At 43.5% G+C, this 14,077-nt stretch carries 15 protein-coding genes; 10 read left to right on the top strand and 5 right to left on the bottom strand.

Going from position 1 to position 14,077, the window contains the following annotated elements; translation table 11 throughout:
* Nucleotides 1-146: 146 nt before the first annotated feature.
* From IGK85_RS02605 to IGK85_RS02625, 5 genes are read left to right on the top strand one after another with little or no spacing between them, the layout of a single operon-like run.
* Entirely contained in the window at nucleotides 147-2,186 is a 2,040-nt protein-coding gene (locus IGK85_RS02605) for a BglG family transcription antiterminator (protein ID WP_008377917.1), read from the top strand.
* The gene (locus IGK85_RS02610; RefSeq protein WP_005227537.1) at nucleotides 2,183-2,464 is read left to right on the top strand and encodes a PTS sugar transporter subunit IIB; all 282 of its coding nucleotides are present in this window, start codon (nucleotides 2,183-2,185) and stop codon (nucleotides 2,462-2,464) included. The genes IGK85_RS02605 and IGK85_RS02610 overlap by 4 nt, the downstream gene beginning before the upstream one ends.
* 16 nt (nucleotides 2,465-2,480) lie before the next feature.
* The gene (locus IGK85_RS02615; RefSeq protein ID WP_008377920.1) at nucleotides 2,481-3,845 is read left to right on the top strand and encodes a PTS ascorbate transporter subunit IIC; all 1,365 of its coding nucleotides are present in this window, start codon (nucleotides 2,481-2,483) and stop codon (nucleotides 3,843-3,845) included.
* A 22-nt stretch (nucleotides 3,846-3,867) separates the two neighbouring features.
* Nucleotides 3,868-4,725 carry a transketolase gene (locus IGK85_RS02620; protein ID WP_008377922.1) on the top strand — a complete coding sequence of 286 codons (858 nt, stop codon included), beginning with the start codon at nucleotides 3,868-3,870 and terminating at the stop codon, nucleotides 4,723-4,725.
* A 3-nt stretch (nucleotides 4,726-4,728) separates the two neighbouring features.
* A complete protein-coding gene (locus IGK85_RS02625; RefSeq protein WP_008377924.1) occupies nucleotides 4,729-5,691 on the top strand; it encodes a transketolase family protein in 963 nt (320 codons plus the stop codon).
* Nucleotides 5,692-5,803: 112 nt separating this feature from the next.
* Here IGK85_RS02625 and IGK85_RS02630 read toward each other — a convergent pair whose 3' ends face one another.
* Together IGK85_RS02630 and IGK85_RS02635 are read right to left on the bottom strand one after the other, a co-directional pair.
* Complete coding sequence (locus tag IGK85_RS02630; RefSeq protein WP_008377926.1) at nucleotides 5,804-7,273, bottom strand: PH domain-containing protein; 1,470 nt, start codon at nucleotides 7,271-7,273, stop codon at nucleotides 5,804-5,806.
* On the bottom strand, nucleotides 7,263-7,754 hold the full coding sequence (locus IGK85_RS02635) for a PH domain-containing protein (RefSeq protein WP_008377928.1): 492 nt from the start codon (nucleotides 7,752-7,754) through the stop codon (nucleotides 7,263-7,265). Before IGK85_RS02635 ends, IGK85_RS02630 begins: the two co-directional genes overlap by 11 nt.
* 383 nt (nucleotides 7,755-8,137) lie before the next feature.
* Here IGK85_RS02635 and IGK85_RS02640 point away from each other — a divergent pair, with 383 nt between their 5' ends.
* Both IGK85_RS02640 and IGK85_RS02645 read left to right on the top strand, forming a co-directional pair.
* Nucleotides 8,138-8,413, top strand: coding sequence for a GyrI-like domain-containing protein (locus IGK85_RS02640; protein WP_008377930.1), 276 nt, complete (start codon nucleotides 8,138-8,140; stop codon nucleotides 8,411-8,413).
* A 380-nt stretch (nucleotides 8,414-8,793) separates the two neighbouring features.
* The gene (locus IGK85_RS02645; RefSeq protein ID WP_008377931.1) at nucleotides 8,794-9,636 is read left to right on the top strand and encodes a class I SAM-dependent methyltransferase; all 843 of its coding nucleotides are present in this window, start codon (nucleotides 8,794-8,796) and stop codon (nucleotides 9,634-9,636) included.
* Nucleotides 9,637-9,758: 122 nt separating this feature from the next.
* Here IGK85_RS02645 and IGK85_RS02650 read toward each other — a convergent pair whose 3' ends face one another.
* From IGK85_RS02650 to IGK85_RS02660, 3 genes are all read right to left on the bottom strand, one after another.
* The gene (locus IGK85_RS02650) at nucleotides 9,759-10,220 is read right to left on the bottom strand and encodes a GNAT family N-acetyltransferase (protein WP_008377933.1); all 462 of its coding nucleotides are present in this window, start codon (nucleotides 10,218-10,220) and stop codon (nucleotides 9,759-9,761) included.
* 98 nt (nucleotides 10,221-10,318) lie between these two features.
* Nucleotides 10,319-10,888 carry a hypothetical protein gene (locus IGK85_RS02655; protein WP_035006572.1) on the bottom strand — a complete coding sequence of 190 codons (570 nt, stop codon included), beginning with the start codon at nucleotides 10,886-10,888 and terminating at the stop codon, nucleotides 10,319-10,321.
* Nucleotides 10,878-11,786, bottom strand: a complete 909-nt coding sequence (locus IGK85_RS02660; RefSeq protein WP_008377939.1) for a helix-turn-helix transcriptional regulator — start codon at nucleotides 11,784-11,786, stop codon at nucleotides 10,878-10,880. Before IGK85_RS02660 ends, IGK85_RS02655 begins: the two co-directional genes overlap by 11 nt.
* 93 nt (nucleotides 11,787-11,879) lie before the next feature.
* Between IGK85_RS02660 and IGK85_RS02665 the strand changes: the two genes are divergently transcribed.
* The 3 genes from IGK85_RS02665 to IGK85_RS02675 all read left to right on the top strand — a co-directional run bounded on the left by IGK85_RS02665 (nucleotide 11,880) and on the right by IGK85_RS02675 (nucleotide 13,842).
* Nucleotides 11,880-12,296 (top strand): effector binding domain-containing protein, encoded by a 417-nt coding sequence (locus IGK85_RS02665; protein ID WP_008377941.1) that lies wholly within the window; start codon nucleotides 11,880-11,882, stop codon nucleotides 12,294-12,296.
* A gap of 27 nt (nucleotides 12,297-12,323) precedes the next feature.
* Entirely contained in the window at nucleotides 12,324-12,836 is a 513-nt protein-coding gene (locus IGK85_RS02670; RefSeq protein WP_008377943.1) for a ClbS/DfsB family four-helix bundle protein, read from the top strand.
* Nucleotides 12,837-13,110: 274 nt separating this feature from the next.
* Nucleotides 13,111-13,842: a class I SAM-dependent methyltransferase gene (locus IGK85_RS02675; RefSeq protein ID WP_035006574.1), complete on the top strand. Its 732-nt coding sequence runs from the start codon at nucleotides 13,111-13,113 to the stop codon at nucleotides 13,840-13,842.
* Nucleotides 13,843-14,077: the final 235 nt, after the last annotated feature.

The raw sequence follows: 14,077 nt of genomic DNA on the forward strand, positions 1-14,077 counted from the left end.
CTTCTCGAATACTTTATTGGATGTTATGGTAATCCTTGAAATCTCCTCTTCGGTCCATCGTTTAAAAAAAACGGAGCTTCAGTTGTGCCGAGAAATGATGGCGATTTCATTTTGTGCAAGCTATAGTTTAGGTGGGGGTAGCAAATATGATTCATTTCAAATTGACGTATCTGTTTTCAGAACCAAATATTGAGGCGTTTCTTCAGTTGACGAAGTGGAGGGATGAGGAATTTCTGGCGGAGATTGCCAAGATCAATCAAATCACTGAACAGCGGTTGAATCAACGAATCACGATGCATGAGGGAGAAGTTTTGATTCCTTCGCTGATTCAACGAAAATGGCCGGAAATTCTTTTCGATGTCCAGAAGAACACGTTGTTTTTTTCGGAAGAAGAGCGGCGGTCCATGATTTATCTTCTGACTTTTTCAGCAGTGAAAGACTTATCCGTCTACCAGTTTCAAGAGCTGTTCTATGTCAGTAAAAATACGATTTTGAAGGATTTAAAGGGGATCAGAGAGGAACTTGCAGCTTTCAAGATTCAACTATTGTACTCTCGAAAATATGGCTTTTATCTAGAAGGAGAGGAATATCAGATTCGCGCTCTTGCTTTTCGAAAAGTCAGTGCGTTATCCAATACGAAAAATGGGAATTTGCTTTTATTTGAGGGAATCTATGAGCAGAATAAAACGATATATATTCAAATAAGAGATCGTTTGTCCGCAACATTGACTGCCTTCAATCTGGTGATCGTACCGAGCCGCTTCGAAGAAATGCTTTATTTTCTTAATTATTTATCCTTTCGGATGGCAGAAACGTCTGTTTCTTTAGCGGAGACAGAAACATCGCTGCTACAGTCGCTGCATGTCCATCAAGTTAGTCAGCAGTTTTTAGCAGAATTTCCTGCCATCAAAGATCGGAAAACAGAAGAACTTTATGTAACGATCCTGTTGAAAACGATTCTGCAAGGAGATATCGAAGATACTTCATTAGAGTTTTTATTGGAATGTGCCAGTAAGATCATTCATGAAATGGAACGGCTGGCAGCTATCGAGTTTGTGGACTATCGCACCCTTTTGATGAACACATTCTATCATCTTGTCCCGGCGTATTTTCGAATCCGCTACGGTTTTCCACTGGAGAATGTACTGATTGAAGAAATCAAGCTGCAATACAATGAGTTGTTTGAACTGACGAGACGAGCACTGGGTTCTTTAGAAGACCTAGTCGGTACGATCCCTGATGAAGAAATCGGTTATTTTACGATTTTGTTTGGTGGAGAAATCAGTAAACAAAAGGCCAAACGTGATTACTTCCAATTGAATGCATTAGTTGTCTGCCCAAGCGGCATCAGTTCATCCTTGATTTTGGAATCAGAATTAAAGGAACTGTTTCCCCAGATCCATTTTTTTCCGGCTCGTTCGATCGAAGAGTATGAAAATGTTCGTTTCAATGACGAGATTGATCTGATTTTTTCCAGTGCCCCGATCAAAACCAAACGACCATGTTATGTGATCAATCCGATTATGACGCCCATTGAGAAGGATGAACTGCTTAGAAACGTACAAGCGGCATTCTTTCCTTCAAAAACTGGTTTGCATTCCATTGACGATGTGTTAGAAGTGATTTTGCCCTATGTTGATTTAAAAGCAGGAATCAGTAAGCAAAAGCTGAGAAAAATTTTGCAAAGAAAAATCAATCGAGAATTGAATAGAAGGGAAGACCAACGTCCGATGTTATCAGATTTATTAACAGCAGAAACCATCCAATTTACCGAGGTGCCGCTGACTTGGCAAGAAGCCATTCGAGAAGCTGCTGCGCCATTAAAAAAGACTAATAAGATTGAGGAACAGTATATAACCGCCATGATCAATAAAGTGGTGGATCACGGTCCCTTTATCCATATTGGAAAAGGCATCGCTTTGCCCCATGCGCGTCCAGAAGATGGGGTCAATGCGATCGGGATGTCGTTATTAAAAGTCAAAGAACCAGTGCTTTTGAATGATGATCCGCAACACCCTATTCACGTGTTTATATGTTTGGCGGCGGTTGACAATGAGCTCCATCTAAAAGCGTTAGCGAGTTTAACAAAAATTTTGTCGAATAATGAAAAACTAACTGCGTTACTTTCCGCAACCAATGCGGATCAAATAATTGAAGTGATCAGAGAAGGAGAAGATGAAAAATGAAATTTGCAGCAGTGTGTGGGTCAGGATTAGGATCAAGTTTTATGGTGGAGATGAATATCAATTCTGTTTTAAATGAATTGGGTGTCTCAGGTGTGGAAGTGTCCCATTATGATTTAGGAAGTGCTGCACCCGATATGGCGGATGTTTTCTTTGTTGGTGGCGATTTAGCCGATAGTGCGCAGCATCTAGGTGAGATCGTGGTGTTAGACAGTATTATCGATCTCGATGAATTGAAGCAAAAGGTTCAAGCCGTTTGTCAGGAAAAAGGATTACTATAAAAAGGAGTAGACAGTCATGAACGAATTTTTAGATATTCTTGTTGATATCGCGAGTACCCCAGCGATCTTAGTTGCGCTGATCGCTGTTTTGGGGAATGTACTGCAGAAAAAAGACATTGCCACGATCGTCAAAGGGGGCATCAAAACCTTTGTTGGGTTTCTCGTGGTCACTGCCGGGGCTGGGGTGATCGAAAGCTCTCTGGCGCCATTTGGGGAGATGTTCCAAGCAGCCTTTAACATGCAAGGGGTCGTCCCAAATAACGAAGCGATCGTTGCGCTGGCTTTGACGACTTACGGCACCTATACCGCACTTATTATGTTAGCCGGCATGGCCTTCAATATTTTGATTGCCCGTATCACTCGCTTTAAATACATTTATTTGACTGGGCATGCCACGTTGTATATGGCTTGCATGATTGCGGTGATTTTGAGCGTTACTGGAATGGATACTTTTAATCTAGTTTTATTTGGCGGCTTAGCGTTAGGGATCTGTAACACGATTTTCCCAGCGATCGCACAACCGTTTACTCGAGAAATTACTAAAAATGATTCCGTCGCATTGGGGCATACGGGGAACTTCGGCTACGCATTGAGCGGGTTGATTGGGAAATACGTCGGCAATAAGGAAAAATCTACCGAAGACATCAATTTTCCGAAAGGCCTGTCTTTCTTGCGGGACTCTACTGTTAGTATCACGATTACGATGGCTGTTGTATACGTGATCGTAGCAATTTTTGCTGGGAGTGAATTTATTACAGAAAATCTTAGCAATGGCACGAACTCGATCATTTATTCGTTGCAGCAAGCCGGTTCGTTTGCCGCTGGTGTCTTTGTGATTTTAGCTGGTGTCCGTCTGATTTTGGCAGAAATCGTACCAGCCTTTAAAGGAATTTCCGAAAAGCTTGTTCCTAATGCGATTCCTGCATTGGATTGTCCGATTGTCTTTCCTTATGCGCCAAATGCTGTTCTGATTGGTTTTCTAACCAGCTTTGTCGGTGGAATCGTTAGTTTGATCATCATGGTCTTCACAGGAACAACCGTTATTATTCCAGGTGTCGTGCCCCATTTCTTCTGTGGCGCAACGGCAGGTGTTTACGGCAATGCAACGGGTGGTGTGCGAGGCGCCGTCATTGGTTCCTTTATTCATGGGATCATTATCAGCTTCATGCCGATCTTGTTGATGCCAGTCATGGGGGATCTTGGGTTCCAAGGATCAACTTTCTCTGATACCGACTATGGAGTTGCAGGGATCTTCCTAGGAAACTTAGCCAATATGGGCGGTCAAATCGCCATCTTCTCAGGGATAATTGCGGTAGTCGCGGTCTTGATCGGATTGACGATTTTCAAGAAAAACAGCCGGGCAAAATCTGTTTCTGAATAAATAGAGGATGGAGGGATAAATAGTGGCAATCAGTGAACAAGAATACCACGAACTCGAAAGATTAGCGGCAAAGATTCGTTTAGATACCCTTTGCAGCATCAAGAAAATGGGGCAAGGTCATCTGGGCGGTTCCTTTTCAATTGTTGAATTATTAGCCGTTTTGTACGGCAAACAGCTGCGGGTCAATCCACAAGATCCACAGTGGGCGGATCGTGACCGACTCGTTTTATCAAAAGGACATGCTGGCGCCGCACTGTACAGTGCATTAGCAAATACGGGCTATTTTGATCGGTCGTGGTTATGGACGATCAATGAGGGCGGCACGAGACTGCCTTCCCATCCGGATCGCTGGAAAACGCCGGGGGTTGATGCCACCACAGGTTCACTGGGGCAGGGGACTTCCATGGCTGCCGGGATCGCGACGGGTCTGCGCTTGGCAGGGAAGGACAATTTTGTTTATTTGATCGTCGGGGACGGCGAACTAAATGAAGGACAGTGCTGGGAAGCCTTCCAATACATTGCCCACTTCAAACTGAATCACTGTATCGTCATTATTGATGACAATAAAAAACAGCTAGATGGGCCAACCAAAGACATTCTTGATCCCTTTGACATCCAGCAGAAGATGACTGCATTTGGCTTTTATACAGAAAAAGTTCCAGGAGCAGACATGCAAGCCATTGATGAGGCAATCGAGCGCTGCAAAGCGATCGAAGACCAAGCGGTTTGCATTGTCTTGGACAGCGTGAAAGGACAAGGCGTTCCTTTCTTTGAAGAATTAGATGCCAATCACTCCGTGAAGTTTACCACGGATGAAATCAATCAAGCGGCAGAAGCGGCAATCAAAGAGTTGACGATAAAAATCGAAGGAGGACGCTAAGGCATGTTTACATTAAGCAAAACCACTGCTGCTGGTAAAGAGCTGCGAACATGTGTCGTTGACACATTGGTGGAACTCATGGATGAAAATAACCAGCTAGTTGCGTTGGATGCCGACCTTGGCTCTGCCAGCGGCTGGACAGCGATTGCCAACAAACATCCCCAACGCTTTATCAACATGGGGATCGCGGAAGCCAATATGGTTGGCGTTGCGGCTGGCTTGAGTTTAACTGGCTATACACCTTTTATCCACACTTTTGGGCCATTTGCAACGCGCCGGGTATTCGATCAGCTGTTTATTTCTGGCGGCTATGGCGGCAATACGATCAATATTTACGGTTCTGATCCAGGGTATGCAGTCGGGCACAACGGCGGCACCCATACGACATGGGAAGATGTGGCTTTGATGCGAATGATTCCCCAATCGATCGTCTGCGATGCAGCGGATGAAGTCCAAATGGCGTGGATCATAAAAACCTTTAGCCAATTATCCGGCATTCATTACGTACGAGGTAATCGGAAAGCGGTTCCGACGATTTATGAAAAAGGCTCGACCTTTGAACTAGGGAAAGGCAATGTTTTAAGACCAGGCGATGAACTGTTGTTGATTGCCAGTGGCCAACTGGTTTCTGAAACACTGCAAGTGGCAGAAGAATTAGCAGAAATAGGAATCAGCTGCGAAGTGATCGACATGTTCACCATCAAACCGATCGATAAAGAATTGATCATCCGCGAAGTTCAGGGAAAACGGCAAGTCATCACCATCGAAAATCATTCTATCACCGGTGGACTAGGGAGTGCCGTCGCCGAAGTGCTTGCTGAAACTGGCAGTGCTGTCCCCTTAAAACGTATTGGTGTCAACGAACGATTTGGCCAAGTCGGCACACCCGATTTCCTGCAAAAAGAATATGGCTTAGATGCTGCTTCAATCAAGCAGCAAATCGTTGAGGGGAAGGTCAGGGGATAGAAAAAGGAAGCATCAACGAATCAATGGTTGGTGCTTCCTTCTCATTTATTTCAGGACTTGCAAAAAACGTCAAACAACGCGTCAGTTCTGCTGTTTGACGTTTTTTTATGAACTACGACAAAAACCAGCGCCGTAACTTTTCTGCTTCGGTTATTGGGAAGTAGAAAAGCTTACTTTCGGTGAAGGTATCTTCGGTTTTGATGGTCAACTGTGACTTGCCCAGACCTTTTTTGTGCTGCCAATACGTCGTGGTGACGGTGAAATCTTGGATTTTATTTTTCTTCAGATAAGCGGTCACCTTTGTTAAGCCGCGAATCGTTTGACACAACAATACATGGTTATCTAAAAATTGATACCCTTGTATTTTGCCCCGCCAGATGCTTGATAACACGAAGGAGCCAAAGAACACGAAGAAAATCAGCGCTAACCACCAGAAAAAGAAGGCGGAGATTCCTACAACAAGCAGCCCGATAAGCAGTGGCCAACGGCAAAAGTACCAAAAGTTGGGTCGCGGATTTTTCACTAGAGCGGTTTGTTGAAACGACCATTCAGGTAAAAAGCGGGCCAATGTTTCGGTCAGCTGCGCCTCTTTCAAAATGGGGAACAGATAGACCGTATCATCGCTTTCTGAAGAACTGCCAGCAGCCAGCAGTAACTTGACGGAGCTTAGATGAAAGATTCGGCGATAAAGATTTTGTTCGACACTTAGCCCTTGGATCCTAGCGAGGGGTATCGTTTGGTGTCGTTTAGAAAACAAGCCCTGCGTGATCAGCAGCTGTTGTTGGTTCGTTTCCACCGTAAAGCCATAATAACGGAAAAGATTCCTGGCGATCGCAAGGAAGAAAAACAAAATCAGCAGCCCGAGTAAAATTGCAGCACCTAATAAAAGGCCAAGTTGCTGCAATTCCGATGCATAGGCAAAGAGATTGGGAATGTTGTCGATCACGTTGTAGCCGATGACTAGAACCAAGGTGAAAACAGAAAAATCAGTGAGAGAAAACAAGAAAATCTCCTTGAATTTCAAAGTGAATGTTTCTAACGGCGGATTTGCTGTTTCCTCACCCGAAAAAACAGTAGCGTAATTATTGGTTGGTTCTTCTCCACTAGCTGCTTGGGCAGTCGGCTCTTGTGGTGTCGCAGCTGCTTTTTTTGACGCTTCGATGGAGGCAATGAGAACCAGCGGCAATGCTGGGAAAAGAATTTCAGCTTCGCCACTCGAACTTGCGGCGCTTTCCAATTTCACTTCAGCTAGTTTAAACGGACGTAAATAAAAGTAATGATTCTCTTGAATCGTTTGGATGCGTTCAAACGGCAAAATCGTTTGTTTTTGGATAAAGAGTCCTTTGTTGACTAGCACACTCGTTTGATCGATTTGAAAGGTAAAGCGGGTGTATGACAGTACCGCAAAAATCAAACAGACCAGTAAAAATAGCAGAATGCCGCCCAGAATCATTGGCAAAGAAGGGGCGTCGTTGAATAATTTGAATACAAGCAGAAACGCTAGTACCAGAAAATTTTTGCAATTTTTGAACCAATAAAGACCGATACACAGCAACGGCAGTCGTTGTTTTTCATAGATCATCTTTGACCACCTCGACTAAAGTCATAATGGTTTCTCGCAAGCGTTCGGCTTGCGCCACTGGTAGGCCTTCAATGGTGTGGTTGGTGGCAGCCGTATGGATCTGTAAGGAGACTAAGGAGTATTTTCGCAAAAAGATCCCTTGGTCTGTTTCGATATGCTGGATTCGGCGGATCGGAATATACGTGGTGCTGCGGAATAGATAGCCGTGTTGAATGGCGATATCATTTTCTTGGATCTCGTAGCGATGGAATTTGTAACGGTAGTTCATTAGCACAAAAGAAAGCAGATGGCTGATCAAAGTCAGCGCCAATAAGCTTGACCAAAGGGTGATCACCCAGAAATGCAGCCAGTTTTGCGTGGCTAGAAACCAAAAAGAAGCAGCGAAAATCAGGCTGAAAATAATCAGTGACGTAATCCTTCGCAACCGCCAAACACGAATGATGGTTTGAGGCATTTGTTCATTTAATAAGGGATAATTCAAGGGAAACATCCTCTCTACATAGAAATAAATAGGGTTACCCACAAATATAGTGGAGATAGAAGAAAAAAACAAGGTCAGGAATTAAAAATAGTTAATTGTGATTTAAATATTGTTGCGAATAGGTAAAAAAAAGAAAAAGCCACGTTTAGCTAACCAATGAGAATGAGTTTGTTCGTCATGAAAAAAGCGAATCTGCTATTGACTCTCCCTCAAGAGGAGCCAGTATGCTTTAGTAGAATAGGGCGATTTCTGTAGAAAATGATTGAGGTTGCTGGGCTGTCAAAAGAAATCAATGGACGCAAAACAATTGATCAACTGACCTTTTTGGTATTGGAATACCGCTGGTCGTACTATTTTTGACCAATAGGATTGGTGGAGATAAAGTGAGGGGGGCTGTTTCTTATACATCACAAGATAGTGATTTGACCTTCAGGCAGATAGAAGAAGTACCACAAGCAGTTTGTACGGTCCATAGAGGAGCCTATGCAGAATTTCCGAAAGCCTATGCTGCAGTTATCCAGTTTGTTGAAAACAACGGCTATCGAATCACAGGGCCTTTTCGTGAAAGCTATATTGATGGCATTTGGAATAAAGAAAGTGAAGAGGAAGGGCTGACTGAGATCCAGCTTCCTGTTGAAAAAATCAGTAGGCGACAGTAAGCAGAGACGTAGTTTGATGCAGTTTTTTTGTTAGGCAAGGTTTGAATTGCAGTAAGAACTTCTTTTATCGAAGGAAAGCAGGCGATTCCCATTGACAAATCGACTAGCGCCTTCTAAACTAAAGGCAGAAAAACAAGAGAAAAAGGTGATGGCTCCGGTCTATCTGCTGTTATTCCTTCGTTAACAGGGGTAGGGCTGGAAAAGAGTAAATAAAATCAATTTCATAGGCAAAAAATTGACTGCATGCAGTTTTATTTGAAGTGCCTATCATTGATTTTATTTTACTCTTCGCTTTTTGATCTTCATCGTTTGAAGGTTAACCGCAGAGTGAAATCTGCGGTCTTTTTTGTTTTTCAATTATTTTGAAAGGGGAAAATAAGATGTACCAAGAATTGAGAAAGGCAATCGAGCGGCCACCGCTCTATAAAAAAATGGCAGAGGCGTTTTGGGACGATGCATATATTTCCAAGCAAATGTTAAAGGCTCATTTGGATCCTGATTTTGAGGGAGCTAGTAGAAAGGTTGACTTTATCAACGAATCCGTTCGATGGATCAGTCGCCTTGTTCCGCCAGAAAAACAGACGCAACTTCTTGATATCGGCTGCGGACCAGGGATCTACGCGGAAAAATTTGCAGCGCTGGGCTATGAAGTGACAGGCGTTGATTACTCCAGAAGATCCCTTGCCTATGCGAGAGATTCTGCGAATAAGCGGGAACTAAATATTACCTATCTATTTGATAACTATTTGGAGATGGCATTGCCTCAGCAATTTGATTTTATTACCTTGATTTATTGCGACTATGGTGCCTTAAATCCAGAGGAACGCAAACTACTGCTAAAAAATGTGCTGGCGCATCTAAAACCGGGTGGCAGATTTTTGTTCGATGTATTTACGATTACACAGTTTTTAACGCTTAATGAAGAGCAGACCTGGGAAAGTCACGAATCAGAAGGGTTTTGGCGGGGGGAGCCCCATCTTGTGCTAAATCAACGATGGAAATATCCTGATCACGTATTGCTAGAGCAAACAACGATTTTAGCAGAAGATGAGGTCACAAATTATTATTTATGGACGACCTATTTTGCAAAAGATGCATTGATAAAAGAAGCTAGGGCTGCCGGTTTTGATATTTGTGAGATATTCGGTGATGTCAAAGGTAGTCCTTATAGTGAAGAAGGCTCGACAATAGCGATGCTACTGAAAAAACCATTCCCTATCTGAAAGAGTAGTTTTCTGTAAATAGAAACAAAAAGAAACGACGATTTTTCGTCGTTTCTTTTTGTTTGGCTCGGAACTGATCGATCAATTTTTTCGTACTAATGATCGGGACTATTCAACACCACTCATTCAGCGAAACGTCGAACCATCGTAATATCTGTTTCCAAATAGCCCATTTTTTTGTATAGCTGATACGCAGATTGATTATGGGCAAAAACGTGCAAGCCGATCTCAGTGATGCCTTGCTGGATCGCCCACTTTTCCAAAGCTTGTAACGCTTTGGTTCCATAGCCTTTTCCTCGCTGGTCTTCCTCGATGATAAAGTCATAGATGAAGGCTTTCTGGGCAGCTGTGTTGATCCAAATCACCCCGATCGGTTCACTAAAATCAGCTGCAAATAAAGAAAACAAGTGATTGTTTTCAGTGGCAGTCCCTTGAGGAAGTAAAGAAGCAAAGCTTTCTTTGGCGAGGGAGAGGGCCTCGTCTTTGGCCCATGTGCCTGCTTGGATTTTGTCATTGGCGTATTCGAAAACAGCATTGGCTAAGTAGGCAGCGTAGTCGCTGTCTTTCATTGGTATTAAGTTCATCTATTTCTCCTTTCGTCCTTTTGGATTCTCCCTATCTTGCAGAATGATTGCAGTAAGGGGAAATGGGGACGCTTGATTGGTAACTATTTGTTCCCCCTTCAGTTGAAGGTCTCTGACAGCGGGTCTCGTCGTTGAAACAAAAACAGGTCATCCGGTGCAAACTGGTGGCGTGCATCGCAAGTATAGCCTCGCAACCAGTCACAACCATCGATGCGGCGAACGTAGAATCCTTTGGGGAAATCATCGGTTTTCTCCAAAGGCATAGAAGCGATCGTGATTGCGGCAGCTGGCGCTTTTCCTTGGGATTTCAGTCCGGTGCTATTTGCCAGTTGATGATAACTGAGGCGAAAGTGTAAGGCCATTTCCAATGTACAATCGGTCAGTCCATAAGAAGGTGCAGCTGCAAAAATCTCCGTCAACGAGCCACCTTGTGTGAGTCCCAGTTCTTTAAGGGAAACAATCACACAAGTAGTACGCTGTTTATCGGCACTGAGGGAGAGGTGGGGATGGCGCAAGAGCTGGTTGGCATACGCGTTTAAGTGAATCTGCTGTTCTTCCAACTGCTGGCAAAGGCGGGCTAGCGAAACCCCGCCATAGTCTACGATCACTTCTTTCAAATCAAACACTCCTTTCAATAGGGATCCATTTCTTGAAAAATCAGTTCGCACCCTCGTTCTCAGTCAAATTGGCATAAATCGCAGCAACTTCTTCTTGGTAACGATTCTTTAGTCGAGGGGGACTTAAAATGCGTAGGCTTTTTCCAAAAGAGAACAAATAGGGCACCAACCAGCTTTCCTCGGGTAAATCAACGGTAACCACAGCAGTGCCTTCCTCCGTCAAAGTAATATCCTGATGATCGAACTCATCATATACCCGATAAAGAACGTCGGCTTGAAAGAATAGACGAGCGGGATAGGTGTCAACAGTCAATTCAATGGCAGAATTAGGCGCAGTGATCGGAAAAAAATGCTGTTCAGTGACGTGGACCTGACTCATACGGCTGATTTTAAATGTCCGAAAGGCATTCTTTTGCTGGTCGAAGGCTTGCAGATACCATGCTTGCGAACGAAAAAGCAGTTTGTAAGGCTGACAGACGCGTTTTTGCGGTCCCTGTTTACTGATATAGTCAAAGGTGATCACGTGGTTCGTTAAAATACTCTTTTTTAATAAATCAAACGTGTCGTTGCCGTTTTCTCGCCGATGCCAAGTGGAAAAATCAACTTCTAGCCAGTCTGCATCGTTTTGCTGGAATAAGGATTGCAGTTTTGCCAATGATTCTCCGCTGATCTGTGGCGTCAGCTGGCGAATCCCTTTCAACGCCAAAAGCAGGTTTTTCCGTTCTTCCTCTGATAATAACACTTTATCCAACACAAAACTGCTTAACAAATAGACGCCGCCATTTCGTCCCGTCTCGGTATAGATGGGCACACCAATACTGCTTAGGGTATTGATATCTCTGGTGATGGTGCGAGTCGAGACTTCAAATTGTTTGGCTAATTCAGAAGTGGTTGCTTTTTCATGATTCAACAGGTGGTAGATAAGGCTGAACAGGCGTGTCGTGCTCACTTGGTTTACTCCTTTTATAAAAAGATGATAAAACACTGACAGAAGGTGTCTAGGTTTCTATCGTATCATAAAGACAAAGAAGGAGGAACACTAATGAAATTTTCGATAATAGAAACGGAAAGAACCAATAATTTTACTGATCCAGCGATTCAAGCAAAAATCACTGGCTTATGGGAGAAAAATAACGAGGCGGTCAAGAAAGCCGCAGAAAAAGGAACGGTCATCGCTTGCGTTTACCACGAGTATGAGTCAAACTATCAAGGAGACTATGCCGTTTCGCTTTGTTTCGAAGAAACGGAGCAAGCAGACTTTGATACAGAAAAATATACTTGGAAAAAGTATCCGGTCGATCGGCGCGATGCGCAGGGCATTCTGACTACTTGGCGTCAAGTCTGGTCAGAGGAAGAAAACCAGCAGTTGCAGCGCAGGTATTCCTTTGATTTCGAACAGTATGCGCCAGACGGCGAAGTAACGATTTTTATCGCCATTGAAGAAAGCGACAAAGAGTAACCATTTTCCTGAATAGGAGGACAGTCAATGAGACAGTACGAAAGCAAAGCAGACTTGATCCAAGAGATCACAGAACGTTACCAAAAATTTCGCCAAGAATTTGTTGAAATTCCCGAAGCGTTACGAAATCAGCGAACAGCTGGGGGCGATAAGACGCCTTCAGAAAACTTGTCTTACCAAATCGGCTGGGTCAGTTTGTTATTGTCATGGGAAGCACAGGAACAACAAGGGATGAGCGTTCACACACCTGCTGAAGGGTATAAATGGAACAACCTTGGCGGATTGTATCAATCCTTTTACCAGACATACGGCAGTTTGACCTTAGCGCAGCAGCAAGAGCTCTTAGACCAAAAAGTGACGGCCCTTTGCCAGTGGATCGAAGGCTTATCCGATCAGGAATTGTTTGAAGCAGGGCAGCGGGATTGGGCAACCACCAAAGCACAGTGGCCAGTCTATAAATGGATCCATATCAATACAGTAGCACCCTTTACCAATTTCCGAACGAAAATCCGAAAATGGAAAAAGGAAGCACTGCATTGATCAATAGAGAAAGGAATGAATCGAACAGGAAAATCACACCCTTTTCATAGTGTGATTTTTTGCTGTACATAAAAAAACGGTTCATTGAGAAACAATGGCAAAGAAGCGCCAGCGACTTGCTATCAATTGTGAGAGACTGAAAATCGTGCTATGATGGCGTTAATCAGAGCAAGGAGGAAAAAGCTGATGTGTGGTGGCATTATTTCCCAAAAAATTGCCTAAGCCCATGTAGATCAAGACCAGCAAAAAACGATTTACATGGGAGGAACAAATGATGAAAGAAAACAAATATGATGACCAAACGTTTTTTACTAAATACAGTGAAATGACTCGTTCACAAAAAGGCCTGCAAGGAGCTGGAGAATGGCAGACGCTAGAAAAAATGTTGCCTGATTTCGAAAAAAAGCAGGTACTTGATTTAGGTTGTGGGTATGGATGGCATTGCCAATATGCTGTAGACCATGGAGCGGCAGCAGTACTAGGAACTGACATTTCTCAACGGATGCTTGAGGAGGCTAAGAAAAGGAACCCTGATCCGAAAATAACGTATCAATGTGTCGCAATGGAAGAAGTGACACTTCCTCCAGCCACAATAGACGTTGTTTTAAGTTCATTGGCGTTTCACTATGTGGCAACGTTCGAAACATTGATCAAAAGCATATCGGTCTGGCTGAAACCTGGTGGTGTACTCGTATTTTCGGTGGAGCATCCTGTTTATACTGCGGAAGGATCGCAAGATTGGCAGTATGATAGGCAGGGGGGAATCCAGCATTTCCCAGTCGATCATTACTATTATGAAGGCAAGCGGCAAGCGCAATTTTTAGGTGAAACGGTGACGAAATACCATCGTACCCTGACAACCTATTTAATGACCTTATTGCAAAACGGCTTTATTTTAGAAAAAGTGATTGAGCCGCAGCCGCCAGAAGAATTACTGGAAGTACCGGGAATGAAAGACGAAATGCGCCGACCAATGATGCTGCTAATAGCTGCTAGAAAAAGCTGACTTAAAGAATTGTTAAACAGTTGATCTGTGAAGATCAGCTGTTTTTTTGTTTTGTGTCATCGTAAGAAACAACCGATGAAGCCTGTGATCGCTTGATGTGTAGTGGGTTGAGTTAACAAAATAAACTGTTATTTTAATTCCTAAAGTGACGCGAAGGTGACAAAAATGAAACGCCATTACTTAAAAGGGTATGCTATATTTTAGACAGTACTTGTTTTTTTACGGAAAAAAGCCG

This window comes from Enterococcus sp. AZ015 (assembly GCF_050499225.1).
GTDB lineage: Bacteria > Bacillota > Bacilli > Lactobacillales > Enterococcaceae > Enterococcus_D > Enterococcus_D entomosocium.